The 26401-nt window shown below is 73.9% G+C and carries 24 protein-coding genes and 1 pseudogene; 11 read left to right on the top strand and 14 right to left on the bottom strand.

The window, feature by feature from the left end; translation table 11 throughout:
* Nucleotides 1–132: 132 nt before the first annotated feature.
* On the bottom strand, nt 133–780 hold the full coding sequence (locus OO62_RS02915; RefSeq protein ID WP_033265511.1) for a class I SAM-dependent DNA methyltransferase: 648 nt from the start codon (nt 778–780) through the stop codon (nt 133–135).
* Nucleotides 781–1042: 262 nt separating this feature from the next.
* Here OO62_RS02915 and OO62_RS02910 point away from each other — a divergent pair, with 262 nt between their 5' ends.
* Both OO62_RS02910 and OO62_RS02905 read left to right on the top strand, forming a co-directional pair.
* A complete protein-coding gene (locus tag OO62_RS02910; RefSeq protein WP_033265510.1) occupies nt 1043–2218 on the top strand; it encodes an FAD-dependent monooxygenase in 1176 nt (391 codons plus the stop codon).
* Between the two features lie 83 nt (nt 2219–2301).
* Nucleotides 2302–3021 carry an SUKH-4 family immunity protein gene (locus tag OO62_RS02905; protein WP_266105140.1) on the top strand — a complete coding sequence of 240 codons (720 nt, stop codon included), beginning with the start codon at nt 2302–2304 and terminating at the stop codon, nt 3019–3021.
* A gap of 39 nt (nt 3022–3060) precedes the next feature.
* On the opposite strand, the gene OO62_RS02900 is transcribed toward OO62_RS02905, so the two are convergent.
* Nucleotides 3061–3618, bottom strand: a complete 558-nt coding sequence (locus OO62_RS02900; protein WP_051732586.1) for a DUF2165 domain-containing protein — start codon at nt 3616–3618, stop codon at nt 3061–3063.
* Between the two features lie 172 nt (nt 3619–3790).
* On the opposite strand from OO62_RS02900, the gene OO62_RS02895 reads away from it, so the two are divergent.
* Nucleotides 3791–4825 carry a phosphatidylinositol-specific phospholipase C domain-containing protein gene (locus OO62_RS02895; protein ID WP_033265509.1) on the top strand — a complete coding sequence of 345 codons (1035 nt, stop codon included), beginning with the start codon at nt 3791–3793 and terminating at the stop codon, nt 4823–4825.
* Here the strand turns inward: OO62_RS02895 and OO62_RS02890 are convergent.
* The 7 genes from OO62_RS02890 to OO62_RS02860 form a co-directional block, all read right to left on the bottom strand.
* Entirely contained in the window at nt 4797–5894 is a 1098-nt protein-coding gene (locus OO62_RS02890) for a trypsin-like serine peptidase (protein ID WP_051732584.1), read from the bottom strand. The genes OO62_RS02895 and OO62_RS02890 overlap by 29 nt on opposite strands.
* Nucleotides 5895–6195: 301 nt before the next feature.
* A complete protein-coding gene (locus tag OO62_RS02885; protein ID WP_033265508.1) occupies nt 6196–7146 on the bottom strand; it encodes a phosphatidylinositol-specific phospholipase C in 951 nt (316 codons plus the stop codon).
* A gap of 145 nt (nt 7147–7291) precedes the next feature.
* Nucleotides 7292–8254, bottom strand: a complete 963-nt coding sequence (gene egtD, locus OO62_RS02880) for an L-histidine N(alpha)-methyltransferase (RefSeq protein ID WP_033265507.1) — start codon at nt 8252–8254, stop codon at nt 7292–7294.
* Nucleotides 8251–9006, bottom strand: a complete 756-nt coding sequence (gene egtC, locus OO62_RS02875; protein ID WP_033265506.1) for an ergothioneine biosynthesis protein EgtC — start codon at nt 9004–9006, stop codon at nt 8251–8253. Before egtC ends, egtD begins: the two co-directional genes overlap by 4 nt.
* Before the next feature lie 28 nt (nt 9007–9034).
* On the bottom strand, nt 9035–10354 hold the full coding sequence (gene egtB / locus OO62_RS02870; RefSeq protein ID WP_033265505.1) for an ergothioneine biosynthesis protein EgtB: 1320 nt from the start codon (nt 10352–10354) through the stop codon (nt 9035–9037).
* Nucleotides 10351–11631 (bottom strand): ergothioneine biosynthesis glutamate--cysteine ligase EgtA, encoded by a 1281-nt coding sequence (gene egtA / locus OO62_RS02865; protein WP_033265504.1) that lies wholly within the window; start codon nt 11629–11631, stop codon nt 10351–10353. The genes egtB and egtA overlap by 4 nt, the downstream gene beginning before the upstream one ends.
* A 313-nt stretch (nt 11632–11944) precedes the next feature.
* The gene (locus OO62_RS02860; protein WP_033265503.1) at nt 11945–13156 is read right to left on the bottom strand and encodes a pyridoxal phosphate-dependent aminotransferase; all 1212 of its coding nucleotides are present in this window, start codon (nt 13154–13156) and stop codon (nt 11945–11947) included.
* 114 nt (nt 13157–13270) lie between these two features.
* On the opposite strand from OO62_RS02860, the gene OO62_RS02855 reads away from it, so the two are divergent.
* Nucleotides 13271–13915, top strand: coding sequence for a winged helix-turn-helix transcriptional regulator (locus OO62_RS02855; RefSeq protein ID WP_033265502.1), 645 nt, complete (start codon nt 13271–13273; stop codon nt 13913–13915).
* 36 nt (nt 13916–13951) lie between these two features.
* Here OO62_RS02855 and OO62_RS02850 read toward each other — a convergent pair whose 3' ends face one another.
* A complete protein-coding gene (locus tag OO62_RS02850; RefSeq protein ID WP_033265501.1) occupies nt 13952–14548 on the bottom strand; it encodes a dihydrofolate reductase family protein in 597 nt (198 codons plus the stop codon).
* 101 nt (nt 14549–14649) lie between these two features.
* A pseudogene (locus OO62_RS02845) lies at nt 14650–16437 on the bottom strand (hypothetical protein); the annotation flags it as partial.
* A gap of 176 nt (nt 16438–16613) precedes the next feature.
* Here OO62_RS02845 and OO62_RS02840 point away from each other — a divergent pair.
* Together OO62_RS02840 and OO62_RS02835 are read left to right on the top strand one after the other, a co-directional pair.
* Complete coding sequence (locus tag OO62_RS02840; protein WP_033265499.1) at nt 16614–16793, top strand: hypothetical protein; 180 nt, start codon at nt 16614–16616, stop codon at nt 16791–16793.
* A 70-nt stretch (nt 16794–16863) separates the two neighbouring features.
* A complete protein-coding gene (locus OO62_RS02835; RefSeq protein WP_033265498.1) occupies nt 16864–17940 on the top strand; it encodes a glycosyl hydrolase family 18 protein in 1077 nt (358 codons plus the stop codon).
* Here OO62_RS02835 and OO62_RS02830 read toward each other — a convergent pair.
* Nucleotides 17878–18774: a helix-turn-helix transcriptional regulator gene (locus OO62_RS02830; protein WP_033265497.1), complete on the bottom strand. Its 897-nt coding sequence runs from the start codon at nt 18772–18774 to the stop codon at nt 17878–17880. The two genes, OO62_RS02835 and OO62_RS02830, sit on opposite strands and share 63 nt — an antisense overlap.
* A 256-nt stretch (nt 18775–19030) precedes the next feature.
* On the opposite strand from OO62_RS02830, the gene OO62_RS02825 reads away from it, so the two are divergent.
* Genes OO62_RS02825 through OO62_RS02815 form a run of 3 tightly spaced genes read left to right on the top strand, consistent with a single transcriptional unit; the run spans nt 19031 to nt 22322 of the window.
* Nucleotides 19031–19984: an NADPH:quinone oxidoreductase family protein gene (locus OO62_RS02825; RefSeq protein WP_228332581.1), complete on the top strand. Its 954-nt coding sequence runs from the start codon at nt 19031–19033 to the stop codon at nt 19982–19984.
* Nucleotides 19981–21165 (top strand): acyl-CoA dehydrogenase family protein, encoded by a 1185-nt coding sequence (locus OO62_RS02820; RefSeq protein ID WP_033265495.1) that lies wholly within the window; start codon nt 19981–19983, stop codon nt 21163–21165. Before OO62_RS02825 ends, OO62_RS02820 begins: the two co-directional genes overlap by 4 nt.
* The gene (locus OO62_RS02815) at nt 21162–22322 is read left to right on the top strand and encodes an acyl-CoA dehydrogenase family protein (RefSeq protein ID WP_033265494.1); all 1161 of its coding nucleotides are present in this window, start codon (nt 21162–21164) and stop codon (nt 22320–22322) included. The genes OO62_RS02820 and OO62_RS02815 overlap by 4 nt, the downstream gene beginning before the upstream one ends.
* Nucleotides 22323–22330: 8 nt before the next feature.
* On the opposite strand, the gene OO62_RS02810 is transcribed toward OO62_RS02815, so the two are convergent.
* Nucleotides 22331–22870: a hypothetical protein gene (locus tag OO62_RS02810; protein ID WP_063738964.1), complete on the bottom strand. Its 540-nt coding sequence runs from the start codon at nt 22868–22870 to the stop codon at nt 22331–22333.
* A 203-nt stretch (nt 22871–23073) separates the two neighbouring features.
* Here OO62_RS02810 and OO62_RS02805 point away from each other — a divergent pair, with 203 nt between their 5' ends.
* On the top strand, nt 23074–24438 hold the full coding sequence (locus OO62_RS02805) for a hypothetical protein (protein WP_033265493.1): 1365 nt from the start codon (nt 23074–23076) through the stop codon (nt 24436–24438).
* 38 nt (nt 24439–24476) lie between these two features.
* Here OO62_RS02805 and OO62_RS02800 read toward each other — a convergent pair whose 3' ends face one another.
* Nucleotides 24477–25028 carry a cell wall hydrolase gene (locus OO62_RS02800; protein WP_033265492.1) on the bottom strand — a complete coding sequence of 184 codons (552 nt, stop codon included), beginning with the start codon at nt 25026–25028 and terminating at the stop codon, nt 24477–24479.
* 103 nt (nt 25029–25131) lie between these two features.
* On the opposite strand from OO62_RS02800, the gene OO62_RS02795 reads away from it, so the two are divergent.
* Nucleotides 25132–26361, top strand: a complete 1230-nt coding sequence (locus OO62_RS02795; RefSeq protein ID WP_033265491.1) for a S1 family peptidase — start codon at nt 25132–25134, stop codon at nt 26359–26361.
* Nucleotides 26362–26401: the final 40 nt, after the last annotated feature.

Below are 26401 nucleotides of genomic sequence, written 5' to 3'. Positions count from 1 at the left end.
GCGGAAGGCTTCCCCCCGCCTCCTCCCCCTCCTCCCCCTTCGGGGGAGGGGGCGGGGGGGGGGTTCGGGGGTGGGGGGAGATCAACGATCCGAGCCGACGCGGTCACGCGACCGACCGAGTGATTCCTCGGTCTACGCCTTCCGCGCGAGGAGCTGGACTTCCTGGAACTGCCGTTGGTCCGTGGGCTTCGGCTCGATCACCAGACGGGCCGACTCCGCCAGTCCCTGATCGCGCAGGAGCTCGGCGAGGCGGTCGGGGGACCAGCGGTAGGCCGTCACCACCGCGTGGTCGTAGGACTGCGTCTCGCAGTGGGGGCCGTCAGTGGCAGGGAATTCGATCAACAGGTGCCCGCCGGGAGCCAGGACCCGGGCGATCTCGGCCAAGATGGCGGGCAGGTCCTGCGGCGGGGTGTGGATGACGGACCACCGCGAGAGCACCCCGCCGAGCGCGCCGTCCTCGATGTCCAGCGCGGCCATCGAGCCGACCTCGAACCGCAGCCCGGGGTTGGCTTCGCGAGCGAGCTCGATCATGACGGGGGAGGCGTCGACGCCGAAGGCATGCAGGCCCAGCCCGTGAAGATGAGCGGTGAGGTGGCCCGGTCCGCAGCCGAGGTCCGCGACCGCGCCGCCGCCGTTCGTCCGCACCAGCTCCGCGAAGGCACTCAGGAGGGCGCGTTCCAACGGGCGGTCGCGCACGGAGTCGTGGAACATCTGCGCGTAGGTGGCGGCGATGGCGTCGTATGCCTCGCGGGTGGCGTGCACGGTGTCGAGTTCGGTCACCCGGAGACCGTAGCGGCAGGGGAGGGCCCGCGTTTCAAGAACGTGTGACCGAGCAGCCGTGCGACCGGTCAGGTCGGAACTCCCCACCTCCACAAGGCCCCCGGGCAGCAGAACCGGCCGTCCGCGGCCGCGCCCCGCGCCGGGGAAGGGGGCGGGCTGGATCTTACGGAGCGTCGGGGCCAAGGTGGACGGTGCGGCCACCGGGGCCGCGACGCCGTCGGCTGTGACCCGGCCGGCGGCCCGAGTGGGGGGAAGCAACGGCATGACCAAAGCCCTGATCATCGGAGGCGGCATCGCGGGGGCGGTGACCGCGATGGCCCTGCAGAAGGCGGGCATCACCTCGGAGGTCTTCGAGGCGTACCCGACCGGCGCGGACGACGTCGGCGCCTTCCTCATCGTCTTCGCCAACGGCCTGGAAGCGCTGCGGGTGATCGACGCACACGGCCCCGTCGTCGACAGCTCCTTCCCGGCCCAGCGGGTGGAGTTCCACGGCAACGACGGCGTACGCCTGGGCGAGCGCCCCATCGCGGGCACCGAACAGGGTGACGGCCTCGGCCCGCGCACCCTGCGGCGGGCCACCCTCTACCAGGTGCTGCACGCCGAGGCGGCACGCCGCGGGATACCGGTACGGCACGGGAAGCGGCTGGTCGGAGCGGAAACCGTGGCCACGGCCGGCGGGAAGCGGGTGGTCGCCACCTTCGCCGACGGCAGCAGCGCCGAGGGCGACCTCCTCATCGGCGCGGACGGCCTGCACTCCGTCACCCGTACCCTCATCGACCCCGCCGCGCCGCAGCCTCGCTACACCGGCCAGAACACGGTCTGCGGCTACACCCGGGACGCCGCGGACGTCCCGCTCTCGCCGGACACCTACACCATGATCTTCGGCAAGCGGGCCTTCTTCGGATGCACCCGCGCCCCCGACGGCGAGGTCTGGTGGTTCGCCAACGTCCCCGGCACGGAACTGGACCGCACCGCCCTCCCGGCGACCCCTCCCGACGCCTGGCGCACCCGGGTCGCCGGGCTCTTCGCCGACGACGACACGGTGGCCGCCACTCTCGTCCGCGCCACCGGTGACCGGATCATCGCCTCCAACGCGTACGACATCGCCACCACGCCGACCTGGCACACCGACACCATGGTCGTGCTCGGCGACGCCGCGCACGCCGCCGCGCCCAACGCCGCACAGGGCGCGTCCATGGCCATCGAGGACGGCGTCGTGCTGGCCAAGTGCCTGCGTGACCAGCCCGACCCGCGGAGCGCCTTCAGCGCGTACGAGAAGCTGCGCAGGGACCGGGTGGAGAAGGTCGTCGCGGCCAGCGCCGGCATGGCCAAGCTCACCGCTGCGGGCACCGGCCGTCCCTCCCGCCCGGAGGGTGCCGAGCGCGGCAGCGGCGCGGGCGCCGACAACTGGCTGACGGGCTACCGCATCGACTGGTGAAGCCGCGTTGTCAGACCCCTGTGGTCTGCTGTGTGCAGGGAGAGCGGCGGAGCTCGCCGCTCGCTACGCGGGGGAGCGAAACGATGACGGAGACGGTGACGCCCGGGCTGCCGGGCACGACCGGGGCGACCGGCACCACGGGGGCGACCGGGCCCACGGGGGCGATGGGAAGCCCGGAGGCGAGCGGCACCGGCGGGGCGGCGGCCGAGGACGCACCGCTGGTGCCGGACGCGGCCTGGCTGGCGGCCCGGTTCGGGGCGGACGCCCTGTGGCGGCCGGCCGAGTCCGAGCTGCCCGAGGAGCTGACCCACGCCGAAACACGGGAGTTCCTGACCACCGTCGGATTTCCCGCGGTGATGATCGGCGTCATCGGCTTCGACACCACGCACCTGCGGGCGGACGACGGCGAGGCGCTGCACGCTTTCGACGCCGACGAGTTGTACGGCAACCGCTACCCGGACGACGACTCGCCCCCGGTGAACTTCTGCTTCTCGATCGGCACCTGGGGCGACCAGATGCTGATGCTCGACGCCGGCAGCGGCGGCATCGACCACTACGACCCCAACGGCTGGGACCACGGCTCCGGTTACAAAGGCGCCGCGGCCTGGTCACTGCCGGACCTGGCCGTCCATCTCGGGCTGATAGCCGCGCGGGCGGACGAGCTGGGATCGGACGACGAGGCGGTCGCACACGTCGCCGCGGCGGCGCTGCGTACGCGCATGCGCCGCCACGACGCGACGGTCGATGAATCGCCGTTCTGGGGAATGGTTTTCGAGGAATTCGAAGAATGCGAGGAGTGCTAGACCCGAGGAGTTCCCGGGGGCCGGTCCGGCCGTGCGGCGTCAGGCGTCGTTTTCGCCGCGGCGGGGCCCGGTCGTGCCCGGCAGGTGGACTACCAGCAGCGCGATCCCGGCGAGGGTGAGGTTGCGGGTCGCCGCCTCCAGCCCGTTCCAGGTCTTGGACTGCCACATGGCGAACCACTCGCCACCGATGGCGAGGAAGCCCGCGCCGAAGAGAAGGACGATCATCAGCAGACCGAGGGTACTGAGCAACCGGGCCCGGGCGAGGCGGCCGTTGCGCAGGCCGACGGCCCACAGTGCGGTGCCCGCGAGCAGCAGCAGTGCGGCGAGCGTCTCCCAGGCGATGATCACCAGGTAGGCGGCGTCCTGCAGCCGGTGCGAGGTGATGGCCCGCCACATCAGGTCGGGGTCCTGGAAAGTGGTGTCCATGGCCAGGACGTGGCGGACGAACTGCTGATTGGTGCCGAAGTCGGTGATATTGCCCAAGGCGACAAGGGCGATGATGAGCGCGACGGTTCCCGTGAGCACGGCCGCCGCCAACGTCAGGCCGGTGCGCGGTATCCGGCCGCCGGCGTGCGGGGGCGTGGACGTCTCGGACATGGGTCCTCCTCAAGTCGGTTACGTTGTCCGATCTTTGCCTACGCGCCACCCGTCCTGGAGTGCGGCCACCCACAAGTCCCGTACGCTGCTGCCCGATCGACCGGATGACCGACCGGTCGATCTGGCGTTCGGGTGACTGCCGGGCGGCCGAGGACCTAGGGAAGCGGGGCTCATGAACGGTAAGCGGTGCGTGGGGACGGTGGCCGCCGCGGCGGCAGCGGTGATGGCCGTGAGCGGCCCGGCGGGCGCCCAGCCGGCCCCTCTGACATACGGCACCAGCACGTCCGTGGGTGTCCACAACGCCTACGACAAGGCCAAGTACCCCTACTTCGCGGACGCGCTGGACTCCGGAGCCGCGCTGCTCGAACTCGACCTCTGGTCCAACGGGCTGGGCCGGAGCTGGCGGGTCTCGCACAGCAATCCGCTCGGGAACAACAACAACTGCGAGGGCGCCGCCAACGCGTCCGAGCTGCGGACCAAGGACCGCAACCAGGACTTCGCCGGCTGCCTCGCCGATCTGCGGGCGTGGCACGACGCGCACCCCGGCCACCGGCCCATCCTGCTCAAGGTCGAGATGAAGGACGGCTTCAACGCCAAGGGCGGGCGCGGCCCCGCCGAGTTCGACGCGCTGGTGCGGCAGAAGCTGGGAGACGCGGTCTACGGGCCTGGTGACCTCACGGCCGGGCACGCCACCCCCGACGAGGCGGTGCGGGCCGGCGGCTGGCCCGCACGCGCCGACCTGGCCGGGAAGTTCCTCTTCGAGCTGATACCGGGCACGGTCGAGGAGAGCAACCCGTTCGACAAGCTGTGGACCGACGTCGAGTACGCCACGCACCTGAAGGATCTGGCGGCGCAGGGGAAGCTGGCGCAGTCGACCGCGTTTCCCGCGGTGCACGGCGCGGCGCCCGGCGACCCGCGCGAGCGCTACACGGACCCGGCGCTGCGCCCGTGGTTCGTGGTGTTCGACGGTGATGCCGCGACGTACCTGAACGGCTCCATCGACACCGCCTGGTACGACACCCGCCACTACCTCCTCATCATGACCGACGCGCACAACGTGCCGCCGGTCATCGACGGCACCCGCCCGACCGAGGCGCAGGCGCTGGCCCGGGTCGGTCAACTCGCCGCGGCGCACGCCAGTTTCGCCACGGCGGACTGGTACCCGCTGCCGTCGGTGCTCAGGACCGTGGTTCGGCGCGGGGCCTGACGGCCGGCGTGGGGGCCGGTTCCGCGGTCGCGCGGCGGTAGAGCGCGGCGATGTCCTTGCCGAACCGGCTGCTGTACGAGGTGAGGTCGTCGCCCCCTTCGTCGAGGCCGCCGACCACCCCGATCAGGGTGCCGGTACCGGTGCCCGGGTCGACGTCGGTGAGCATCGGCCCGCCGCTGGTGCCGTTGGGGAACCCGGCGCAGTCGAAGCGCAGTTGGGCCGGCCCCTCGGCGTCCGCGGTGTGCCGGCAGCTGACCGGGGTGTCCTGGTCGGCGGGGTAGCCGGTCAGCAGCGCCGGGCGCCCGGCCGGGGCGTCGAAGCGGATCCGTTCGGAGCCGGTGAGGTCCTCTATCCGGCTGCCGGCCCGGCCGGATCTGCGCACCCGCAGGAAGGCCACGTCGTGATCGGGGTCCCGGTCGCTGATCCACCGCGGATCGACATGGATGCGGGCGGGCACCCACAGGCCGTACGGCGCGATCCGGTCGTGCAGGCCGGGCACGAAGACCAGCCGGGTGCGGAAGCCGCCGTCGTGCACGCAGTGCGCGGCGGTGACGACGAGGTCGCCCGCGGGGGAGTGCACCACGCTCGCGGTGCAGTGGTGGGCCGGATCGCCGTCGTCGCCGGGAGAGAAGAGCGCGCCGATGGCCGGCGAGGGGGCCGCGGGGGCGGCCACCAGGGGCGAGGAGGCCGGCAGGGGGACCGGGGCCGCCCGCCCGCCGCCGCGGCGCGCCGCCACCGGCGGCCCCGGCACCTCCTCGTACGGCCCGGCGAGCACCGCGGCGGCGGCCTGGTCGCCGTCGGCGCGGGTGGTGAGGTACGAGCCGGTGGCGCTGTCCCCGGCGGCCAGGTACGGCTCGCGGGGCGGAGCGCCCAGCGCCAGCACCGTGCTGCCCATGACGACCGTGAGCGCGCCGAGCGCCAGGGTCGCCCGCAGCGGAACGCCGGCCCGGCCGCGCCCGGTGCAGGCCGGTGCGCCGGGGCCGGGGCAGTCGCCCGCCCACGCCCCGGGGGCGTCGGCCGCACCGCCCGCGTTCCCCGCCGTCGCGGTCCCGCGCTCGCTCGTCTCCACCAACAGCCGCCTCGCCGCATCAGCCGGCGGCGCCCCTCGTACGCCGGGACGGCGCCGGAACCAGACATTTCACCCAGTCTGATGCAGGGCGGCGCGTCTTGGTTGGGTCACCCGGGCGGATCAGCGCACGCGAAGCCCGAAGAGCGGTACGGCGGTGGCCTGCCGCGATGCCCGGCAGGCCGGTACGGGACGCCCGCGGGCCGAGCCGCACCGACAGGGCGGGCGGGGGCTGGGCCGATCGGGTGACCTCCCCGGCCGGCCCCGGCCCCCGGTCATGGCGTCAGCCGCACCCGGCTCCCGGTCACGGCGTCAGCCGCATCCGGCTCGCCGCCGCGTTGTGCCGGATCAGCGTCTCCGCCAGCCCGAACTCGTTCGGGAAGTCCATCGGCACGATGCCCAGCCCCGTCCAGGAACTGCCCTCCGAGCCCTCCAGAAGCCCCTTGACCTGGGGGTTGAGGCGGTCGGCGTTGGACCGCGGGGGGAGCAGCGCGGCGGTGCTGACGTAGTTGACGAACAGCTTGCCCGGCTGGCCGACGGCCTTGCGGAACTGGGCCTCGACCTTGGGCCACTTCCCGAACGGCTCCGCCATGTAGTCGTCCTGGATGTCGAACAGCTGCGGATCGCCGTAGCGGACGCCGCCCAGGCCGTCGGAGTCCGCCAGCAGCACGACCTTTCCGCGTGCCTGGCCGAGAGCCGGCAGGCCGCCGTCCAGCCGGAAGAGCGGGCGGTAGCCCTTGTCGTCCAGATAGAGGGTGAAGATCCGGCGGAACTCCTCGGCGCTGACCTCGGAGTACTCCTGCTTGACCCGCATCAGCACGGTCTCGGTGGGGTGCGCCTGCAGGAACGCCCGGCAGGCGTTGAGCACGTCGCCGAACATCAGCTGCTGGTAGAAGGCGCCGTGATGGATGGCGAAGACGTTGTCGACGGCCCGGCAGCGGACGTCCAGGAAGCGGATGCCGGAGGCCAGTTGGGCGTCGACGGCGGTGTTCTGGCAGGCGACCCACGGGCCGCCGATCCGGGCGCCGGAGTCATGGGTGCCGGGGATCGTGAGGCGCTGGACGGGCGTGCTGTCCGGGAGCGCCGACATCCAGTCCTGTACGGAGAGTGTGGCGGGCGCGGAGCGCCGGCGGACCGCGGCGTCCGCCGTGAACGCCCCGCTGCCGAGTCCCGCCAGCACACCGGCGGCCGACAGTCCGGCCGCCCCTCTGAGGAACCCCCGTCGATCCAGCCCCGTTCCCGGCCCCTGTCCCATCCGCTTCCCCTGCCGTCGAGTCTGCGTGCGGCGCACCGGGCATGCCGGTGCGCCGCTGCGGTCGAGGCATGGAACCACACTGGCCGCGGACATGACACCCGGCCGGTGTGCCGAGGGGCACACCGGCCGGAAACGACGCGAGCGGTCAGGCGCGGAAGGACAGCGACAGCGCGAAGCGGTCCGCGCTGTCCGTCCACCAGTTGGTCAACTCCATTCCGGCCGCCGCCAGTTCGGTGCGTACGCCGTCCTCCCGGAACTTCGCCGAGACCTCGGTCCGTACGTCCTCACCGGCCGCGAAGGTCGCCGCCAGATCCACGCCGGGAATCTTGACGGTCAGCTCCTTGCGGGCCCGCAGCCGCATCTCGATCCACTCGTGCTCGGCGTTCCACAGCGCGACGTGGTCGAAGTCCGCGGGGTCGAAGTCGCCGCCCAGCTCACGGTTGATGACCTGCAGCACGTTCTTGTTGAACGCGGCCGTCACCCCCTGCGGATCGTCGTACGCCGCCACCAGCGTGGCCTCGTCCTTGACGAGGTCGGTGCCGAGCAGCAGGGCGTCCCCCGGGGAGAGCGCGGCGTGCACGGCGTGCAGGAAGGCGGCGCGCTCCTCGGGCAGCAGATTTCCCAGGGTGCCGCCGAGGAAGGCGAGCAGCCGGGGACCGGGCGTGTCGGGCAGCGCGAGGCCCTGCTGGAAGTCGGCGACCAGGGCGTGCACGGTGAGCCCGGGGTGCTCGGAGAGCAGCGCCTCGCCGGCCGCGGCCAGCGCGGACTCGCTGACGTCGACGGGCACATAGGTCTGCAGGCCGGTCAGCGCGCCGATGAGGTGGCGGGTCTTGTCGGAGGACCCGGAGCCCAGCTCGATCAGCGTGCGCGCGTTGGTGGCCGCGGCGATGTGGTCGGCGCGGGTGAGCAGGATCTCCCGCTCGGCGCGGGTCGGGTAGTAGTCGGGCAGTTTGGTGATCTCTTCGAACAGTTCGCTGCCGCGGGCGTCGTAGAACCACTTGGGCGGCAGCTGCTTGGGGGTGCGGGACAGGCCCTGGGCGACATCGGCGCGCAGCGCGGCCGCGGTGGCGTCGGCAGGGAGGGTGCGGGTGATGCTGAGGGGGCTCACGTGGCGGGCTCCTTGAGCGGGGTGAGGTGGACATCGGTCCGGGTGGCGCGCAGCAGGGTGCGGTCGGGGACCTCGGTCCAGTGGGGGGAATCGTCGTACGGCTCCGCGGCGACCACCCGGCCGCCGCCGGGAATGGCGAGGTGGAACAGGGTGTCGCCCCAGGTGGTGGCGGTGATGGAGGTGCCGTCGGTCAGCAGCAGGTTGAGCCGGGAGCCGGGTGCGGCCGCGGCGACGGACGTGACCGTTTCGGCCAGCGCCTCGCCGGGCTCGTCGCCGCGCGTCAGCCGGTGCCGGACCAGCGCCCACACGAACGCCGCGTCGCAGCGCGCCTGGAGCCGCAGCAGCTCCTCCGGTGGCAGCTCGGCGGCCAGCGGCGCCAGGGAGTCCGGCCAGCCGGTCACCGCGCCGTTGTGGCTGAAGAGGTAGCGCCCGGCGGCGAACGGCGCGGCGGCCGCCTCCGCGTCGGCCCCGGCCACGGTGGCGTCCCGTACGGCGGCCAGCAGCGCGCCGGTGCGCACCACCCGTGCCAGGTCGGGCAGCTGCTCGTCGGCCCAGATCGGCCCGGCCCGCCGGTAGCGGGCGGGCACCGGGTCACCCGGCGCGTACCAGCCGACGCCGAACCCGTCCGCGTTGACCGTGCCGTACCGCTGGCGGCGCGGCGCCCACGACTGCCGGTACAGGCCGTGCGGGGGGTCCAGCACGATCTGGCCGAAGGGTATCTCCGGCCCCAGATAAGCGATATGACGACACATCAGCTGACCGCCTCCCGGGTCGCGGGCCTCATGCTTCCGCCATCGGGTCGGCGTCCCGGGCGGTACGGAACCCGGAGAAGATCTGCCGCCGGACCGGCAGGTCCCAGTTGCGGAAGGTGCCCCGGCAGGCGACCGGGTCGACCGCGAACGACCCGCCGCGCAGCACCTTGTACTCGTCGCCGAAGAACACTTCCGAGTACTCCCGGTAGGGGAACGCGGCGAAGCCCGGGTAGGGCAGGAAGTCGCTCGCCGTCCACTCCCACACATCGCCGATCAACTGCCGTACGCCAAGCGGCGACTGGCCGTCGGGATAGCTGCCGATCGCGGCCGGCCGCAGATGCCGCTGGCCGAGGTTGGCGTGCGCCGGAGTGGGGTCCTCGTCGCCCCAGGGGTAGCGCATGGCCCGGCCGGTCGCCGGGTCGTGGCGGGCGGCCTTCTCCCACTCGGCCTCGGTCGGCAGCCGCCGGCCCGCCCAGCGGGCGTAGGCGTCCGCCTCGTACCAGCTGACGTGCAGCACCGGCTCGTCCGGCGGCACCGGCTCGGTCACCCCGAACCGCCGGCGCAGCCACTGGCCGCCGTCCCGCTTCCAGAACAGCGGGGCCCGCAGCTTGTGCTCCTGCACCTGTGCCCAGCCCGCCGGCTCCCACCAGCGCGGGTCGTCGTAGCCGCCGGCCTCGATGAACCGCTGGTAGGCGCCGTTGCTGACCGGTGTGGTGTCGATCAGGAAGGCGGGCACCAGGCGGCGGTGCGCGGGCCGTTCGTTGTCCAGCGCCCAGGGCTCGGTGGACGTCCCCATGAGGAACGGCCCGCCGGGGACGAGGACTTCGGCCGGGATGATCTCGTCGGACGGGGGCGGCGGCTCGGGGGCGGTGAGCACGGCCGGCCCGCGGCGCAGCTGGTGCGTGATGAGCATGGTCTCGTCGTGCTGCTGCTCGTGCTGGGCGATCATGCCGAAGGCGAAGCCGGAGTCCAGCAGCGGACCGCCGTGCAGCGGGGCGCTTTCGAGGATGTCCAGTACCCGGCCGCGGACCTCGGCGACATAGCCGTGCGCCTCGTCCGGCGCCAGCAGCGGCAGAGAGGGGCGTGCGGCACGCGGATGCTCGAAGGCGTCGTAGACGGAGTCGATGTCCGGCCGCAGCGCGTCACGGCCGCCGACGGTGCGCAGCAGCCACTGCTCCTCCTGGTTGCCTATGTGCGCCAGGTCCCACACCAGCGGGGACATCAACGGGGAGTGCTGCGCGACGAGATCGGGATGCTCGACGCAGGTGGTCAGCAGGCGGGTGCGGTCGCGGGCGGCGAGCAGTGCCGAGGCCGCCCGCTCACGAAGGAGCTCGGGATCGATGGTCACTGGCTGTCCTTCCCAGGAATGAGGTCGTCGCTCTCCGCGGCGTACAGGGCGTCGAGGTGGTCGTCCGCGGGACAGCGGCCGCGCGCCACATAGCGCTCGGTGAACTCCGCGACTGCCGCACGCACCTCCGGGGAGGCGCCGAGCCGCGGCAGCGCCTCCTCGGCCGCGGCGAAACACGCCACCGCCGCGGCGTGCAGCTCCGGATCGGTCAGCCCCCCGCGGGCGGCCCGCCGCCACAGCGGATTGCGCGGCGCCGGCCGCTGACCCGCCGTCTCGGCCAGCGCCTTGACCGTGCGGTAGGCCCGCTCGGCGGCCTCCGGGTCGTCGAACAGCGCGGCCGTCACGGCCAGCGGCACCACCCACCCGGCGTCGCCCGACTGGGCGTCGATCATGCGCAGCTCCAGATGGCCGCGCGGCCGTACGGGCGGGAAGAGCGTGGTGAGGTGGTAGTCGAGGTCCTCCTGGGTGGGGGGCCGGGGCACGCCGGTACGGACCCAGTCCCGGAAGGTGAGCCCCTCCGGCGCGTCCCAGGACCCGCCGTCGGTGCGGATGCACATCACCGGTGCGTCCAGGACGTAGCGGGCCCAGGCGGTGCGCGGGTCCGGTCCCAGCGGCGGGGCGAGCGTACGGGCCGGGTCGAGCTGGGACCAGATGAGCTGGCGGGTGGTGCGGTAGCCGGTGGGGCAGCCCTCACTGGTCGGAGAATTGGCGAACGCCGCGGCCAGCACCGCGCCCAGCAGATGGGCCAGCAGCCAGCGCCGGCCGTGCCCGAGCGGTCCCGGCTCCTCGTACCCGGCGTCCACGCACACCTGCACGGACGCGGTGGCGCACATCATGGACCGCCCGGCGTCACCCCAGCGGTCGAAGTACGCCTCCATGGCGTTGTAGCGGGGGTCGGTCAGTACCCGGCGTGGTGGGTGCCACGGGTTGTGACCGTGGCCGGCCATTCCCAGGCCCCGCGCCCGCATGGCGGGGCGTACCAGTGCGAGATCGGCCGTCACGGACTCGATGCACTCGGTCAGGGAGGTGGCGGGCTGCGAACTCAGTTCCAGCTGACCGCCGGGTTCGAAGGTCAGCAGGGAGCGGAGCGGCAGTGCGCGCAGCGCGTCGGCAGCTGCGTGCAGCCGGTCGGGTTCGACCGGACATCGGGGGTTGCGCGCGTCGTGGACCAGGAATTCGATCTCGACGCCGATACGGCGCGGTGGGCCCGTCTTGAAGCATATGCCGTGCAGGTGCGCTTCAAGCTCCGCTTCCGTGACTGCAGGCCGTACGGGCATGGAATCCCTCTCCCTCGTGGGGTCGCGGCAGGATTGCCGCCCTCCACCTAATCGGCTGCGCGCCGTGCGCTCAAGGGCGCGTCGGCCGGAGCGAGGGCGCCGGGCGGGCCGCGGCGGGGAGACCGGCCGGTCCGGAGTGAGGGACCTCTCCACGGTACCGCGGCGCCCTCCTGCCGCCAGGACGGCCTTCCTGCACGCCTGTGCGCCCCCTGACCGGACCGGCCGGCGGCGGACGGGGGCGGGGACGGCGTACGGCCGTTGGGGTGAGCCGGCGGGGCTCAGGGGCAGGGGTCGGGGAGCGGGGTGGCGGGCCCTACTGGCGGTAGCCCGCCAGGAAGCGGCCGATCCGGCTGATCGCCGCGTCGAGGTCGTCGGCGTGCGGCAGGGTGAGGATGCGGAAGTGGTCGGGGCGCGGCCAGTTGAAGCCGGTGCCCTGGACGACCTGGATCTTCTCCCGCAGCAGCAGGTCCAGCACGAACTTCTCGTCGTCGTGGATCTTGTGCACGGCGGGGTCGAGGCGCGGGAAGGCGTAGAGCGCGCCCTTGGGCTTGACGCAGGAGACGCCCGGGATCTCGTTGAGCCGCTCCCAGGCCACGTCCCGCTGTTCGCGCAGCCGGCCGCCGGGCAGCACCAGGTCCTTGATGGACTGCCGGCCGCCGAGTGCCGCCTGGATGGCGTACTGCGCGGGCGCGTTCGGGCACAGCCGCATGGAGGCGAGGGTGTCCAGGCCCTCCAGGTAGTCGGCGGCGTGCTGCTTGGGGCCGGAGACCACCAGCCAGCCGGAGCGGAATCCGGCCACGCGGTAGGACTTGGACAGCCCGCTGAAGGTCAGGCACACCAGGTCGGGAGCGAGCACCGCGGCGTGGTGGTGGACCTCGTCGTCGTAGAGGATCCGGTCGTAGATCTCGTCGGCGAAGACCATCAGCTGGTGGCGCCGGGCGAGGTCGAGCATGCCCTCCAGCAGCTCGCGGGGGTAGACGGCGCCGGTGGGGTTGTTGGGGTTGATGATGACCATCGCCCGGGTCCGGTCGGTGATCTTCGAGGCGAGGTCGTCGAGGTCCGGCAGCCAGTCGGCGGACTCGTCGCACAGGTAGTGCACGGCCTTGCCGCCGGCCAGCGTGGTGACCGCCGTCCACAGGGGGAAGTCGGGGGCCGGGATCAGCACCTCGTCGCCGTCGTCGAGGAGCGCCTGCACCGCCATCGAGACGAGTTCCGAGACGCCGTTGCCGAGATAGATGTCGTCGACGCCGACGTCCGGCAGCCCGTTCTGCTGGTAGTGCTGGGCCACCGCGCGGCGGGCCGAGAGGATGCCGCGGGACTCCGTGTAGCCGTGTGCGCGGGAGAGATTGCGCATCACGTCCTGGAGGATCTCCTCGGGGCACTCGAAGCCGAACAGCGCGGGATTGCCGGTGTTCAGCCGCAGCACGCTGTGGCCGGCCTCCTCCAGCGCGTCGGCGTGCTCGATCACCGGCCCGCGGATCTCGTAGCAGACGTCGGCCATCTTGCTGGACTGCTTGAACTGCATGCGGCGGCCTCCCGGTCCCTCGCCCACCGCGCGGCGCGGCAGCACTTCGTCTCACCCTACTTGGTTTTACCAAGTGGCCACTTGGAAAGTCCAACTTCTGTCTATGCTGGTGTCATGCCGCGCCGAAGTTATGACCAGTACTGCGCCGTCGCCCGAGCCCTGGACGCCGTCGGCGACCGCTGGACGCTCCTGATCGTCCGGGAACTGCTGGGCGGCTCCCGGCGCTACACCGACCTGCACGCCGACCTGCCGGGCGTCAGCACGGACATGCTCGCCTCCCGGCTGAAGGACATGGAACGGGACGAGCTGGTCACCCGCCGCCGGCTCGCCCCGCCCGGAGCCGCGTACGTCTACGAACTCACTGCCCGCGGTCGCGCCCTGCTGCCCGCCCTCACCGCGCTCGCCGACTGGGGCGCACCCGCGCTGGACGAGAAGCGGCCGACCGACGCGGTGCGCGCCCACTGGTTCGCGGTGCCGCTCCTCGCGCGGCTCGCCGGGCACTTCCCGGAAGGCGTGGCGGTGGTCGACATCGCCCTGGACGAGGGGGAGTTCCACGTCCGCCTCGACGCCGCCGACCCCGGCTACGCGGAGGGCCCCGCCGCGCACCCCGACGTCCGGCTGCGCCTGGACGCCGCGACCTGCGCGGCCCTCGCGGACGGCCGGCTGTCCCTCGCGGAGGGCATCGCCGCGGGCCGGATCGAGGCCACCGGGCCCGGGGTGCCCGGCGAGGGGCGGCGGCAGAGCGCGCCGGCGGGATGACGCGACGCGGTGGCGTGCCGGGCCGCCGCGCCCCGGTCACCCCTCGGCGGCCGGCCGGTAGGTGCACACCTGCACGCCCGTGCTGCCGGTGACGGCGGAGACCAGCTCCAGGGTGTGCAGCACGCCGTCCTCGGGGAAGATCCGCTTCCCGCCGCCGAGGACCACCGGCATGATCATGAGCAGCAGCTCGTCGACCAGGCCCTCGCGCAGCAGGCTCCGCACGAGGGTGGGGCTCCCCAGGACCGACAGATCGCCGCCCTCGGTTGCGCGCAGCTCCCGGAGTCTGCCGAGGACGGTGCTGCCGGCGATGCGGGTGGTGTTGTTCCAGGTCAGCTCGTCATCGCCCAGGGTGTCGGACACCACGTACTTCGGGATGGCGTTCATCTGGTCGGCGAACGGGTCGCCGGCCCGCCCGGGCCACGCCGCGGCCATCGTCTGCCAGGTGCGGCGCCCGAAGAGCAGCGCCTCGGCCTTGCCCATCGCCTCACCGATGGCCGGCCCCATCACCTCCGGGTCGAAGAACCGGTGCGACCAGCCGCCGTGGGCGAAGCCGCCGTCGGTGTCCTCCGCCGGCCCGCCCGGGGCCTGCACGACGCCGTCCAGGCTCATGAATTCACTGACCACGATGCGCATGGGACTCGCTCCTCATCCTCGATCCGGAGGTTACGGCGCTACAGACTGCCGTATCGCGCCGCACTCGTCGCTCACTCGGTGCCGGCGTCGCGGAGGTCCGCCGGTTTCCGTACGACGACGGGCGGGAGGGGGCGGGTTCCGGGGATGTTGATTTTGATCCGGGTGGTCAGGGTCGTCTCCACCGGTGAGGGATTCCGGGACCGGCTCGGGTCACCGAGCGGGCGGCGCGGCGCGAACCAGTCGGAGGCGGTGGCGTCCCGCGCGGGGCTGCCGGGGGCAGCCGGAGCCGGCGCGGCGGTGCTCCGGGGCGCCAGGGCCATCACCGGGCGGGCGAGACGCCACAGCCAGTCGGCCTCGTGTTCCCTTCTGGTGAGCACGAGCCGGTCGAAGACGGCCTGCACCTCGGCCGGACGCTCCCGGACCAGGCTCTCCAGCACCCACTGGATGTCGTGCTCCTGGGCGAAGGGCCGCGAGACATCGCCCTGACCCCCTTTCAGGGCCGAGAAGACCAGCGGGAATTCCCGCACCGCCCGGTGCCGGCCCACCGCGGTGAGGATCTGGCGGACCTCCGCGTCGCGGCCGGCGGCGCGCAGGGTGTCCAGCACTTCGCGGAACGGCTTGGCGGGACGGGCCCCGCCGACCGCGGCCAGCAGCGGGTACGCGTCCTCCGGGGCGAGCGTCCGTACCAGAGCCAGCACTTGGTCGGCCGACCCGTTCCGGCCGATGGAACGGAAGACGCTGTTCAGCCCCTCCCAATCGCCGGCCCGCACGCGTTCCGACACGAGGGCGGCGACCTCCTGGCCGGCGCCGGGGCGGCCCGGGTCCACTTGTCCGGTCGTGCGCCCGGACAACGCGTCTCCCGCGTCCGCGCCGGAGTTGACCGGACCCGCCGGTACCGGACCGGTGGAGGCCGAGTTGTCCGGGGCGATGTCCGGGCCGTCGTCCCAGGTGGCGGGGATGTCCGGGGCGTGACCGCCGGGCAGCCCGGCCGCCAGCCGCTGGAGGTGGTCGGCCTCGCCGTCCAGGGTCCGCGCGGCCTTGAACAGGGCGCGGTCGATGTCGTCGCCCGCGTCCGGCGGCCCGGCGGACCGGGTGGCGGGCGGCGCCGGCTCCCCGGGCCGGCCGCGCAGGCCGTCGAGTTCCGCCCGCAGGGCCCGTACCTGCTCGGCGGCCCGCTCCGCCAGCCGGTCGGCCTTCTCCCGCTCGGCGCGGGCCCGGGTCAGTTCCGATTCCGCCGTGGACCGCTGGGCCTCGCTGCGCTGGAGGCGCTCCCGGACGCGGAGCAGCTCCTGGTCCTTCCGTGCGGCCCGCACCCGCTCCCGCTCGGCGGTCAGCGTCGCGATGTCGCGCCGCAGCGTGTCGACCATGGCCAGCAGGATCAGCACCATGTGGTTGGCGCTGTTACGGGCCTGCTCCAGCTCGGCGGAGCGCTCCATCGCCCGTAACAGCTTGTCGGAGAGGGCCAGCGCCTGCCGCTGCGCCGCGACCAGCTCCGCGGTCCGGGCCGGGGCCTCGCGCCGCGCCGGCTCCGGTGCGGCCGCCGGGTGGCGGTCGGTGCCCCCGGACGGAGCCGCCGGGGGCAACCGGGCGAGCAGCGCCCGCGCCTCGGCCAGCAGCCGGGCGCACTGCCGGGCGTCGCCGGAGCAGGCGTCCGCCACCGCTTCCACGAAGTCCCACTGCAGGTTCACACCGGCCAGCCGGTCCGACACGGTGGTGCGGGACGGCACGGTCTGACGGACGAAGTGTTCCGGCCGCAGACAGGCCCGCAGGTCGTCGACCTTCAGTCCGGCGGCGTCGAGCCATTCGCGCAGTGTCGTCGCCAGCTGGTTGTCCCGCTCCGACGCACCTCGCAGCGGCCCCCAGGGCCGTGTCCTTCTTCCCCCGCCCATCGCAGCGTGCCCGTCCCTCTCCCGCGGCTGGCTTGTCCGGGCTTGTTCCCGCGCGGGCCCGGACAAGTGGATAGGCCGGGGGGAGCCGGGACACCGTGGTCCCCACGTTGTCGCGGCGCCCCCAGGCGACCGGAGTGCCCGACGATTCCCCTTCCGGCACCGTCAGAAAGCACACCATGTCCCGCCAACTCAACCACCTGCTGTCCGAACTCGCACACGGCCTGCTCACGCAGCTCCCCGCGCAACTCGTGGCGGCGGCGGTGGCCGCCGGTCTGGGCGCCGCACTCCGCTCCCGCCGCCGCCGCCGTCGGCGGGCCAGGGCCCCGGAGGTGTCCGCGGGGACGGATGTCCGCTGAGTGCGCGACGGCCGCCCCGTTCGGACTGTTTGACGGTGCGTCAGTCACCGGCCCGGGTGACGCTCGGGACATGGACCACCCCTCAGGAACCCGGAAGCGCGCCGCCCTCGCGCTTCTGCTGGCCCTCGCGGTGCTCGCCGGGCCGCTCGCCCCGGCCGCCGCGGCCGCCGAGTCACCCAGGGCCCGCGGGCGCACCGTCTCGGCCTGGCTGCCCTACTGGGGTGATGTCGACGCCGCCTATCGCGACGCCCTGCGGCACGCCTCCCAGCTGCACACCGTCAGCCCCTTCTGGTACCAGACCTCGTCCGACGACGTCGTCACGGGCCATCAGGGGGCGGGCCGGCGCGGCATCATCGACGGGCTGCACGACGCCGGGATCGACGTCGTGCCGACGGTGACCGAGACCCTCGGCGCCGAGAAGATGGCCGCCCTGATGCACGACCCCGAGCGACGGCGGCTGCACGTGGACACCCTGCTGGACCTGGTGGCGAGCCGCGCGTACGACGGCCTCGACCTCGACTACGAAGCGATGGCGCTCACCGGGGACAAGGAGGCCCGCGAGCGGGTCCGCACCGGCTACAACGCGCTCGTGAAGCAGCTGTGCGCCCGGCTGCACGCCCGCGACAAGCAGTGTGTGGTCACCGTGCTCGCCCGGGTCCGCGGCTCCGGCACGGCGTTCGACTACGAGAAGCTCGGCCGGTACGCCGACCGGGTCCGGATCATGGGCTACGACCTGCACTGGTCGGGTGGCGAGGCGGGCCCGTTGTCCGCCCGGGACTGGTACGACGAGTTCCTGCGCTACGCCACCGACACCATCCCCCGGCACAAGATCGAGGTGGCCTTCCCGGGCTACGGCTGGGACTGGGTCACCGGGATCAAGGGCCATGCCGCCCACCTGACCTGGAAGGAAGCCGAGGCGCTGCGCGAGCGGGAGGACGCCGAGTACCTCTTCGACGCGGCGTCGGGCACCCCGCACTTCGTCTACGAGAAGGACGGCGTGCCGCACGAGGTCTGGTACCAGGACGCCCGGGGCGTGCGGGCCCAGTTGCCGCTGCTGCGGAAGTACGGGGTGCGGGGGACCGGCCTATGGGCGCTCGGGTTCGAGGACCCGGGGTTCTGGTCCGCGCTCCGCGGCGAGCAGGCGTAGCGCCGCCTCGGACGGCGAGCCCTCCGCGGCGGTGTACATCAGCACGCCCTGCCCGGAGCCGTCCGGCGTCTGCAGCATCTCGAAATCCAGCTCCAGTCCGCCCACCAGCGGATGGTGGAACCGCTTGGTGCCGAAGGTGCAGTTGCTCACCACGTGCCGGGACCACAGGGCGGCGAACTCGGTGGACTTCATCGACAACTCGCCGATCAGCTCGGTGAGCTGAGGATCGTCCGGATGCTGCCCGGCGGTCACCCGCAGGGCGGAGACGGCGCGCCGGACCTCCTGGTCCCGGTCCGGGTACAGCTCCCGGGTGTGCGGGTCGAGGAAGAGCATCCGCTGCGCGTTGGGGCGGTCCAGCGGGCGGTCGGGGCTGTCGACGTCGAGGTGCCCGGCGAGCAGGGCGTGCCCCAGCCGGTTCCACGCGAGGATCTCGAACCGCGGACCGAGCGCGACGGCCGGTACGCCCGCCACGGCGGCGAGCAACTGCCGTACCCCGGGGCGCGCCTTGTCGTGGCGGACGGCCGGGCGGCGGCGGGCCCTGACGGGCCGGGCCAGCGCCCGCAGATGGGCCCGCTCGTCGGCGGACAGTCGCAGCGCGCGGGCCAGGGCGTCCAGCACCCCCTCCGAGGCGTTGTGGCTCTGACCCTGTTCGAGGCGGGTGTAGTACGCGACGCTGACCCCGGCCAGCTGCGCCAGCTCCTCGCGGCGCAGGCCCGGTACCCGGCGCCGCGCCCCGTAGGAGACCACCCCGACGTCCTCGGGCCGGAGCCGGGCGCGGCGGGTGCGCAGAAAGTTCCCCAGCGTGTTGGGGGAGTCCGTGGCGGGTGAGTCCATGCCGGCAGTCTCCGCCATCGGGCGGGCGGGAGCCTGACCCTGTCAGTACCAGGGTCGGGGGGAGCGGTACGGGCGGGCCGGGGGCGGACGAGGTGGCCAAGACTCGACGGAGACGGTTCCGTACGTGATACCGACCGCTTAGTATGTCGCTGGCGAGGGGCCGGTGCGCCCTCCGCCCCACCCGCGTATCCAAGGTCACTGGAGGCACCAGGTGAAGGCATGGCGCGTACACGCGAACGGAGAGCCGCGTGAAGTGATGCGGCTGGAGGAGGTGCCGGACCCCCAGCCGGGGCCGGGGCAACTGCTGCTGCGGGTGCGGGCCGCCAACGTCAACTTCCCGGACGCGCTGCTGTGCCGTGGCCACTACCAGGTCCGGCCGCCGCTGCCCTTCACCCCGGGCGTGGAGATCTGCGGTGAGGTGCTCGCCGCGGGGGACGGCGCGGCCGGCGAGGTGGGCGCACGGGTGCTGGCCCAGCCACCCCTTCCGGACGGCGGTTTCGCCGAGCTCGCGGTCGTCGACGCGGCGACGGTCCGCCCCGCCCCCGAGGCCCTGGACGACGCCGAGGCCGCCGCCCTCCACATCGGCTACCAGACCGGCTGGTTCGGACTGCACCGCAGGGCCCGTCTCCGGGCGGGCGAGACGCTGCTGGTGCACGCCGCGGCCGGGGGCGTCGGCAGCGCCGCCGTACAGCTCGGCAAGGCCGCCGGCGCGCAGGTCATCGGCGTGGTGGGCGGCGCGGACAAGGCCCGCACCGCCCGGGAACTCGGCTGTGACCTGGTCCTGGACCGGCGCTCTGACGACCTCGTCGCCGCCGTCAAGGAGGCCACCGGCGGCCGCGGCGCGGACGTCGTCTACGACCCGGTGGGCGGCGACGCGTACGCCAAGTCCGTCAAGTGCATCGCCTTCGAGGGCCGCATCGTCGTCGTCGGCTTCGCCGGCGGCAGCATCCCCAGCCCGGCGCTCAACCACGCCCTCGTGAAGAACTACGCGATCCTGGGCCTCCACTGGGGCCTGTACAACACCAAGGACCCGGCCGCCGTCGACGCCTGCCACGAGGAGCTGACCAAGCTCGCCGCACAGGGCGTGATCAAGCCGCTGATCGGCGGACGGGTTCCGCTCGCGGAGGCCGCCGAGGCCGTGCAGCGGGTCGCCGACGGCACCTCCGTCGGCCGGCTCGTGGTGGTCCCCGGAGCGGAGGCGACCCGATGACCGACGCCCAGGACCTGCGCCGCCGCACCGCCGAGCTGCTGGCCGCGCACCCGCCCGCCACCACCGACCGGCTGGAGTTCCTCCGCGCCCGCTTCGACGCCGGACTCGCCTGGGTCCACTTCCCGGCCGGCCTCGGCGGGCTGGACGCGCCGCGGTCCCTGCAGGCGGTGGTGGACGCGGAACTGGCGGCCGCCGGCGCCCCCGACAACGACCCCGGCCGGATCGGCATCGGCCTCGGCATGGCCGCGCCCACCGTCCTCCGGTTCGGCACCGACGAGCAGAAGCAGCGCTTCCTGCGCCCCCTGTGGACCGGCGAGGAAGTGTGGTGCCAGCTCTTCAGCGAGCCGGGCGCCGGCTCCGACCTGGCGGCGCTGGCGACCCGCGCGGTACGGGATGACGAGGGAGGCTGGGTCGTCGACGGACAGAAGGTCTGGACGTCCAGCGCACACCTGGCCCGCTGGGCCATCCTGATCGCCCGCACCGACCCCGACGTGCCCAAGCACCGCGGCATCAGTTACTTCATCTGCGACATGACCGACCCCGGCGTCGAGGTGCGGCCGCTGCGGCAGATCACCGGTGAGGCCGAGTTCAACGAGGTCTTCCTGACCGGTGTCCGGATCCCCGACGCCCACCGCCTCGGCGCGGTCGGCGAGGGCTGGAAGGTCGCCCAGACCACGCTGATGAACGAGCGGGTCGCCATCGGCGGCTCCCGCATCCCCCGCGAAGGCGGCATGATCGGCGTCGCCGCCGCCGACTGGCGCGCCCGCCCCGCACTGCGCACCCACGACCTGCACCAGCGGCTGCTGAAGCTGTGGGTGGACGCCGAGGTCGCCCGGCTCACCGGCGAGCGGCTGCGCCAGCAGCTGACCAAGGGCCAGCCCGGCCCCGAGGGCAGCGGCATGAAGCTGGCCTTCGCCCGCCTCGCGCAGGAGATCAGCGGCTGGGAGGTGGAGTTCCTCGCGGAGGACGGACTGACCTACGACGACTGGACGATGCGCCGCCCCGACGGCGTCGACTTCACCGGACGCGAGGCCGGCTACCGCTATCTGCGCGCCAAGGGGAACTCCATCGAAGGAGGCACCTCCGAAGTGCTGCTCAACATCGTCGCCGAACGCGTGCTGGGCCTGCCGCCCGAGCCGCGCACCGACAAGGACGTCGCGTGGAAGGACCTCCCCCGATGACCGCCGAGACCCGCCCGTCGGCCGCCCCGACGCCCGACCCCGACCTCCTCTACTCCGAGGACGAGGACGCGCTGCGCGACGCCGTCCGGTCGCTGCTCGCCGATCGCAGCGACCCGGCCACCGTGCTCGCCGGCCTGGAGTCGGACGTCCCCTACGACACCGGACTGTGGCGGGCGCTCGCCACCGGCATCGGCACCGCGGGCCTGCTGGTGCCGGAAAAGCTCGGCGGGGCGGGCGCGAGCACCCGTGAGGCCGCCGTCGTGATGGAGGAACTGGGCCGCTCGGTCGCGCCCGTCCCGTACCTGACCAGCGCGGTCATCGCGGTGACCGCGCTGCTCGCCCTCGACCACGACCGGGAGGAGGTCGCCACACCGCTCGCCGCGCTCGCCGAGGGCCGCACCGTCGGCGTGCTCGCCCTCCCGCTGCCGACCGCACCGGGCGGGCTGCCGGAGCCGGCCGTACGGGCCGACCCGGCCGGCGTGCTGACCGGCCGGGTGACCTCGGTCGCCGACGTCGCGGCCGCCGAGCTGCTGCTCGTCCTGGCGCAGGGGCCCGACGGTCCGGAGCTGCACGCGGTCGAGGCCGCCGCGGACGGCGTCCGCACCGAGGCCGTCACCCCGCTCGACCTCACCCGCCCCCTGGGCCACCTCACCCTCGACGGCGCCCGGGGCCGCCTCCTCGCCGCCGGGGACCGCGCCCGCGCGGCGGTCGAACGCGCCCTGCTCACCGGCGCCGGGCTGCTCGCCTCCGAACAGCTGGGCGTCGCCGAGTGGTGTCTGACCGAGACCGTGCGGCACACCGCCGAGCGCACCCAGTTCGGCCGCCCCGTCGGTTCGTTCCAGGCGCTCAAGCACCGGATGGCCGCTCTGTGGCTGGAGGTCGCCTCGGCCCGCGCCGCCGCCCGTAACGCCGCGGACGCGCTGGCCACCGGCAGCCCCGACGCCGCGGTGGCGGTGGCGGTCGCCCAGGCGTACTGCGCGCCGGTCGCGGTGCGCGCCGCCGAGGAGTGCGTCCAGCTGCACGGCGGCATCGGGATGACGTGGGAACACCCGGCGCATCTCTTCCTCAAGCGGGCCAAGAGCGACGAGCTCGCGCTGGGGTCGCCGGGCCGCCACCGGGAGGCACTCGCCGGGCTGGTCGGTCTGGACGCGCCGTAGGACACCGGTCATTCGGTGACGGCGAAGGTCCGGCTGAAGCCGCGGACCGCGCCGTCACCGGCCACCACTTCCAGGAAGTAGTGCGGGCCCGGCGGCACCCGGGGCAGCGTCACGATCGCCTCGCCGGTGCGGCCGGCGCCCGCCTTGGTCGCGACCAGGCCCATCCGCTGGGTACGGCCGTGGCCCATGTCCGCGTTCAGCCAGATGTCCACCTGCTGGCCCGTGGTGTTCGTCCAGGCCACGACGGAGCTGCCGTTCGACTTGAAGTTCACCCCGGCCTGCGGCGCGGTCACCTCGATCCGGCCCGCCACGGGCGTGGCGAGCAGCTCGGCCTCGGGGTCCGTGGCACCCGCGCCGAGCGCGGAGGTCGCGGCCCGCGCCGCCGCGCCCGGGTGTCCGGTCGCCGCGGCCAGGGCGCTGCGGGCCGCCGGCTTGACCGGGTCCGGGGCGGGATGCCCGGGGGTGAGTGTGACGACCACCGTGCAGCCGACGGCGGTGGCGGCGACGGCGACGGCCAGATTGGTGGCTATCGAAGCGGCCCTGGACATCGTCTCCTCGTTTCCTCGGGGGAGGGACGAGCCGGAGCATCCCCGGCACTCGGGACGCCAAAAACGACGCGCGGAGCGATCACCTGGATGGTCATTTCCGGCGCGACAGGCCCTCGGTGGCGGGAGAGAATCCCGGCGGCCGGACCGGAAGGATCACCGGACCGGTGATGTCTGGAAAGTGCCGTTCGGGTAGCGTCGAACCCATGAACACCGCAACTCGTCGTGGGCTGATCGGACCGGTCGTGCTGTTGGTCGCCGCGCTGCTGGCGGTGGCCGCCCTGCTGGCGCCCGGCGCCCGGGCCGCGGGCGGCCTCGACGAGGCGGCGACCGCCCTGAAGAAGCGCCCGGTCTACGTCGATCCGCGCGCCTCCGGCCAGCTCTCCGCCGCCCAGGCCGACGCGCTGGCCAAGAAGATCAAGGACGCGGACAAGCCGGTCTTCGTCGCCGTGCTGCCGCGCGCCGCCGAGTACCAGCCCGGCACGCTGCTGCGGGATCTGCGGACCAAGGTCGGCATCAGCGGCGTCTACGCGGTCGAACTCGGCAACGGCTTCAACGCCGGCGCCGACCCCCGGGTGATGCCGCGCAGTTCGGTGCAGAACCTCGTCGGCTCGGTGAAGCGCTCCCAGTACCCGACGGTCGACGAGCGCCTGAACAGCTTCGTCGACTCGGCGACCCGGTCGGCCAACGGCCACGCCCCCGACTCCTGGGGCAGCACCGGTGGCTCCGGCGTCGACACCGGCACGGCGATCGGCCTGGGCGTCCTGCTGGTCGTGGGCGGCGGGGGCGCGTACGCCCTGGTCCGCCGCACCCGCAAGCGGCGGGCCGAGGAGGAGCGGGCCGCGCTGGAGGACCTGCGGGTCGTCGTCGACGAGGACATCACCGCCTTCGGCGAGGAACTGGACCGGCTCGACTTCAACCCCGGTGAGCCCGGCGCGGACGACGCGATGCGCGCGGACTACAGCCATGCGCTGGACGCCTACGAGTCGGCCAAGTCGGCGATGGCGGCGGCCGAGCACCCCGGTGACGTGCAGGGGGTGACCAAGGCGCTGGAGGACGGCCGGTTCTCGCTGGCCACCCTGGCCGCGCGGCGCGAGGGCCGGCCGCTGCCCGAGCGCCGGCTGCCGTGCTTCTTCGACCCGCGGCACGGTCCGTCCGTCGTCGACGTCCAGTGGGCCCCGGCCGGTGGCGCGGCGCGTACCGTTCCGGTCTGCGCGGCGGACAAGAGCCGGCTGGACGACGGCCGGGAGCCGCTGGCCCGTACGGTCCGCACCGAGAGCGGCGACCGCCCGTACTGGGAGGCGGGTCCGGCCTACGGCCCCTGGGCCGGCGGCTACTTCGGCGGCGGTCTGCTGCCCGGCCTCCTGGTCGGCACGCTGCTCGGCAACGTGATGATGTCGTCCCCCGCCTACGGCGCGGACTTCGGCGGTCCCGGGGGCGTCGACGGCGGTGACTACTCCGGCTCCGACTTCAACCCCGATGACTTCGGCGGCGGGTTCGGCGGCGGCTTCGGTGACGGCGGCGGCTTCGACGGGGGCGGTTTCGGCGGGGGCGGCGACGGCGGCTTCTGAGCCCCGGACACGGACCCTCCCGCGCCGCCGGCCCGCGCTCAGTCCGTGCAGCGGCCCGTCGCCTGCCGCACCCGCTTGACCCCCAGCAGCCGCGCATAGCGGGCCCGCGCTGCGAAGTCCGCGTACCGCCACACGGTGGGCCGGCCGACCTCCCGGCACAGGTGCAGCACCTGGTCGGGCCCCAGGTGGACGCCCACGTGGGCGCCGTACCCCTCGGGCCGGCCGCCGGCCGGACCGGCGTCGAACAGCACCAGGTCCAGCGGCCGCGGCTCACCGGCCCGTACGGTCGCCCGCTCGTCCGCCCACAGCTCCGCCGACCGCAACGGCGGGACCGGCAGGCCGAAGTGGCGCAGCACGGCGTAGGCGTAGCGCTGGCAGTTGGCGCCCCGGGCCAGGTCGGCGAGGGCGCCCGCCGCGGCCGGCCCGGCGGCATCGGGCGTCCCGTCCGGCCCGTGTGACGGGCATTCAGGTGTTGCGGCTCCCGGATGGCGGGCACCCGAGTAGGTCACATTGCGCAGCGCCGCCGGCAGCTGCCCGAACGCTACCGGGCCGTGTGCGGTGGGGACTTGGGATCCGGGATCGGGCGTCACGCTCCCATCATGCCGGGGATCTCTCCCCGTGCCGCCCGCCCCGGTGTCGCGCACGCTCGACGGACCGGACCGACGTGCACTCGACACCGCGAGGAGCTCCCCGATGGAACGCCGCAACCGCAAGGCCGCGCTGTGTGGCCTGACCGTCGCCGCCGCCATGGCGGCCGTCGGCCCGCTCAGCCCGGCGCGCGCCGTGCCGCAGCACGAGCCGACGCCCCAGCCCTCGCCCCGCGGCATGCTCGACGCGATGCGCCGGGACCTCGGACTCACCGCCGAGCAGGTGCGCACCAGGCTCGCCCAGGAGGCCGACGCGCACCGGGCCGCGGCCGCGGTACGCCGGGCGCTGGCCGCCCCGCCGGCCGGGATGTGGTTCGACAAGAGGAGCGGCCGGCTCGTCGTCGCGGTCACCGGGCCCGCCGACGCCCAGCGGGTCCGGGCCGCCGGTGCGCTGCCCAAGACCGTCCGGCACAGCCGCGCGGTGCTCAGCGCGCTGGTGCGGCAGATCAACGGCCGGGTCGGCAAGGGCGTTCCCGGGGTCACCGGCTGGGGCGTGGACGAGCGCGCCAACGGTGTGGTGATCCGCATCGACCGCACCCGGCGCACCGCGCGGACCGACGCCTTCGAGAAGACCGTGCGGGCCCTCGGCGGCCGGGCGAAGGTCCCGGTCACCGTGGAGCGCAGCGCCCAGTCGCCGCGCCAGCAGGACGGCACGGTCATCGGTGGGGAACGCTGGATGCCCGGCAGCGAAGGCATCTGCTCCGTCGGCTTCTCGGTGACCGGACCGGGCAACTTCCAGGGCTTCCTGACGGCCGGTCACTGCACCCGCACCCCGGACCAGGCCGCGTACGGGAAGGACGGCAGCCGGCTGGGGACCTCCAACCAGGGCGGGGTGCACAGCGTCAACGGGCGCGAGGGCGACTACGGGCTGGTCACGGTCGACCAGCCGGGCTGGACGCTGAGCCCGGCCGTGGCGGGCCAGGGCGGCGCCCCGGTGCCGGTCACCGGCTCGCAGGAGGGCCTGACCGGCATGTCCATCTGCCACTCCGGCCAGTCCAGCGGCTGGCACTGCGGCGAGATCACCCGGGCCGACCAGACGGTGGACTACGGCACCACCGTCATCGACGGGCTCTCGTACACCAACGCCTGTTCCGCGCCCGGCGATTCGGGCGGTTCGTACGTCACCCAGCCCAACGCCCCGATGGCCATCGGCGTGCACTCCGGAGGCGGCGCCGCGACGTGCGGAAACTTCGGCGGCGACACCATCACCATCTTCCAGCCGGTGGGTGAGGCGCTGGCCAAGTGGAACCTGCGGCTGAAGACGGGCAGCCCCTGAGGACCACCGCCGCCGACCGCTCCACGGCCCCGCCTTACGA

Source organism: Streptomyces lydicus, from assembly GCF_000717345.1.
In the GTDB taxonomy this organism is placed as follows: Bacteria; Actinomycetota; Actinomycetes; order Streptomycetales; family Streptomycetaceae; genus Streptomyces; species Streptomyces lydicus.
This window is presented reverse-complemented; position numbering and strand designations above follow the sequence as displayed.

Excerpts from the sequence above, each read along its gene's own strand:
- OO62_RS02910 (WP_033265510.1), top strand. The coding sequence starts at position 1,043 with ATGACCAAAGCCCTGATCATCGGAGGCGGCATCGCGGGGGCGGTGACC.
- OO62_RS02905 (WP_266105140.1), top strand. The coding sequence starts at position 2,302 with ATGACGGAGACGGTGACGCCCGGGCTGCCGGGCACGACCGGGGCGACC.
- OO62_RS02900 (WP_051732586.1), bottom strand. The coding sequence starts at position 3,618 with ATGTCCGAGACGTCCACGCCCCCGCACGCCGGCGGCCGGATACCGCGC.
- OO62_RS02895 (WP_033265509.1), top strand. The coding sequence starts at position 3,791 with ATGAACGGTAAGCGGTGCGTGGGGACGGTGGCCGCCGCGGCGGCAGCG.
- OO62_RS02885 (WP_033265508.1), bottom strand. The coding sequence starts at position 7,146 with ATGGGACAGGGGCCGGGAACGGGGCTGGATCGACGGGGGTTCCTCAGA.
- egtC (WP_033265506.1), bottom strand. The coding sequence starts at position 9,006 with ATGTGTCGTCATATCGCTTATCTGGGGCCGGAGATACCCTTCGGCCAG.
- egtA (WP_033265504.1), bottom strand. The coding sequence starts at position 11,631 with ATGCCCGTACGGCCTGCAGTCACGGAAGCGGAGCTTGAAGCGCACCTG.
- OO62_RS02860 (WP_033265503.1), bottom strand. The coding sequence starts at position 13,156 with ATGCAGTTCAAGCAGTCCAGCAAGATGGCCGACGTCTGCTACGAGATC.
- OO62_RS02855 (WP_033265502.1), top strand. The coding sequence starts at position 13,271 with ATGCCGCGCCGAAGTTATGACCAGTACTGCGCCGTCGCCCGAGCCCTG.
- OO62_RS02850 (WP_033265501.1), bottom strand. The coding sequence starts at position 14,548 with ATGCGCATCGTGGTCAGTGAATTCATGAGCCTGGACGGCGTCGTGCAG.
- OO62_RS02840 (WP_033265499.1), top strand. The coding sequence starts at position 16,614 with ATGTCCCGCCAACTCAACCACCTGCTGTCCGAACTCGCACACGGCCTG.
- OO62_RS02835 (WP_033265498.1), top strand. The coding sequence starts at position 16,864 with ATGGACCACCCCTCAGGAACCCGGAAGCGCGCCGCCCTCGCGCTTCTG.
- OO62_RS02830 (WP_033265497.1), bottom strand. The coding sequence starts at position 18,774 with ATGGACTCACCCGCCACGGACTCCCCCAACACGCTGGGGAACTTTCTG.
- OO62_RS02825 (WP_228332581.1), top strand. The coding sequence starts at position 19,031 with ATGCGGCTGGAGGAGGTGCCGGACCCCCAGCCGGGGCCGGGGCAACTG.
- OO62_RS02820 (WP_033265495.1), top strand. The coding sequence starts at position 19,981 with ATGACCGACGCCCAGGACCTGCGCCGCCGCACCGCCGAGCTGCTGGCC.
- OO62_RS02815 (WP_033265494.1), top strand. The coding sequence starts at position 21,162 with ATGACCGCCGAGACCCGCCCGTCGGCCGCCCCGACGCCCGACCCCGAC.
- OO62_RS02810 (WP_063738964.1), bottom strand. The coding sequence starts at position 22,870 with ATGTCCAGGGCCGCTTCGATAGCCACCAATCTGGCCGTCGCCGTCGCC.
- OO62_RS02805 (WP_033265493.1), top strand. The coding sequence starts at position 23,074 with ATGAACACCGCAACTCGTCGTGGGCTGATCGGACCGGTCGTGCTGTTG.
- OO62_RS02795 (WP_033265491.1), top strand. The coding sequence starts at position 25,132 with ATGGAACGCCGCAACCGCAAGGCCGCGCTGTGTGGCCTGACCGTCGCC.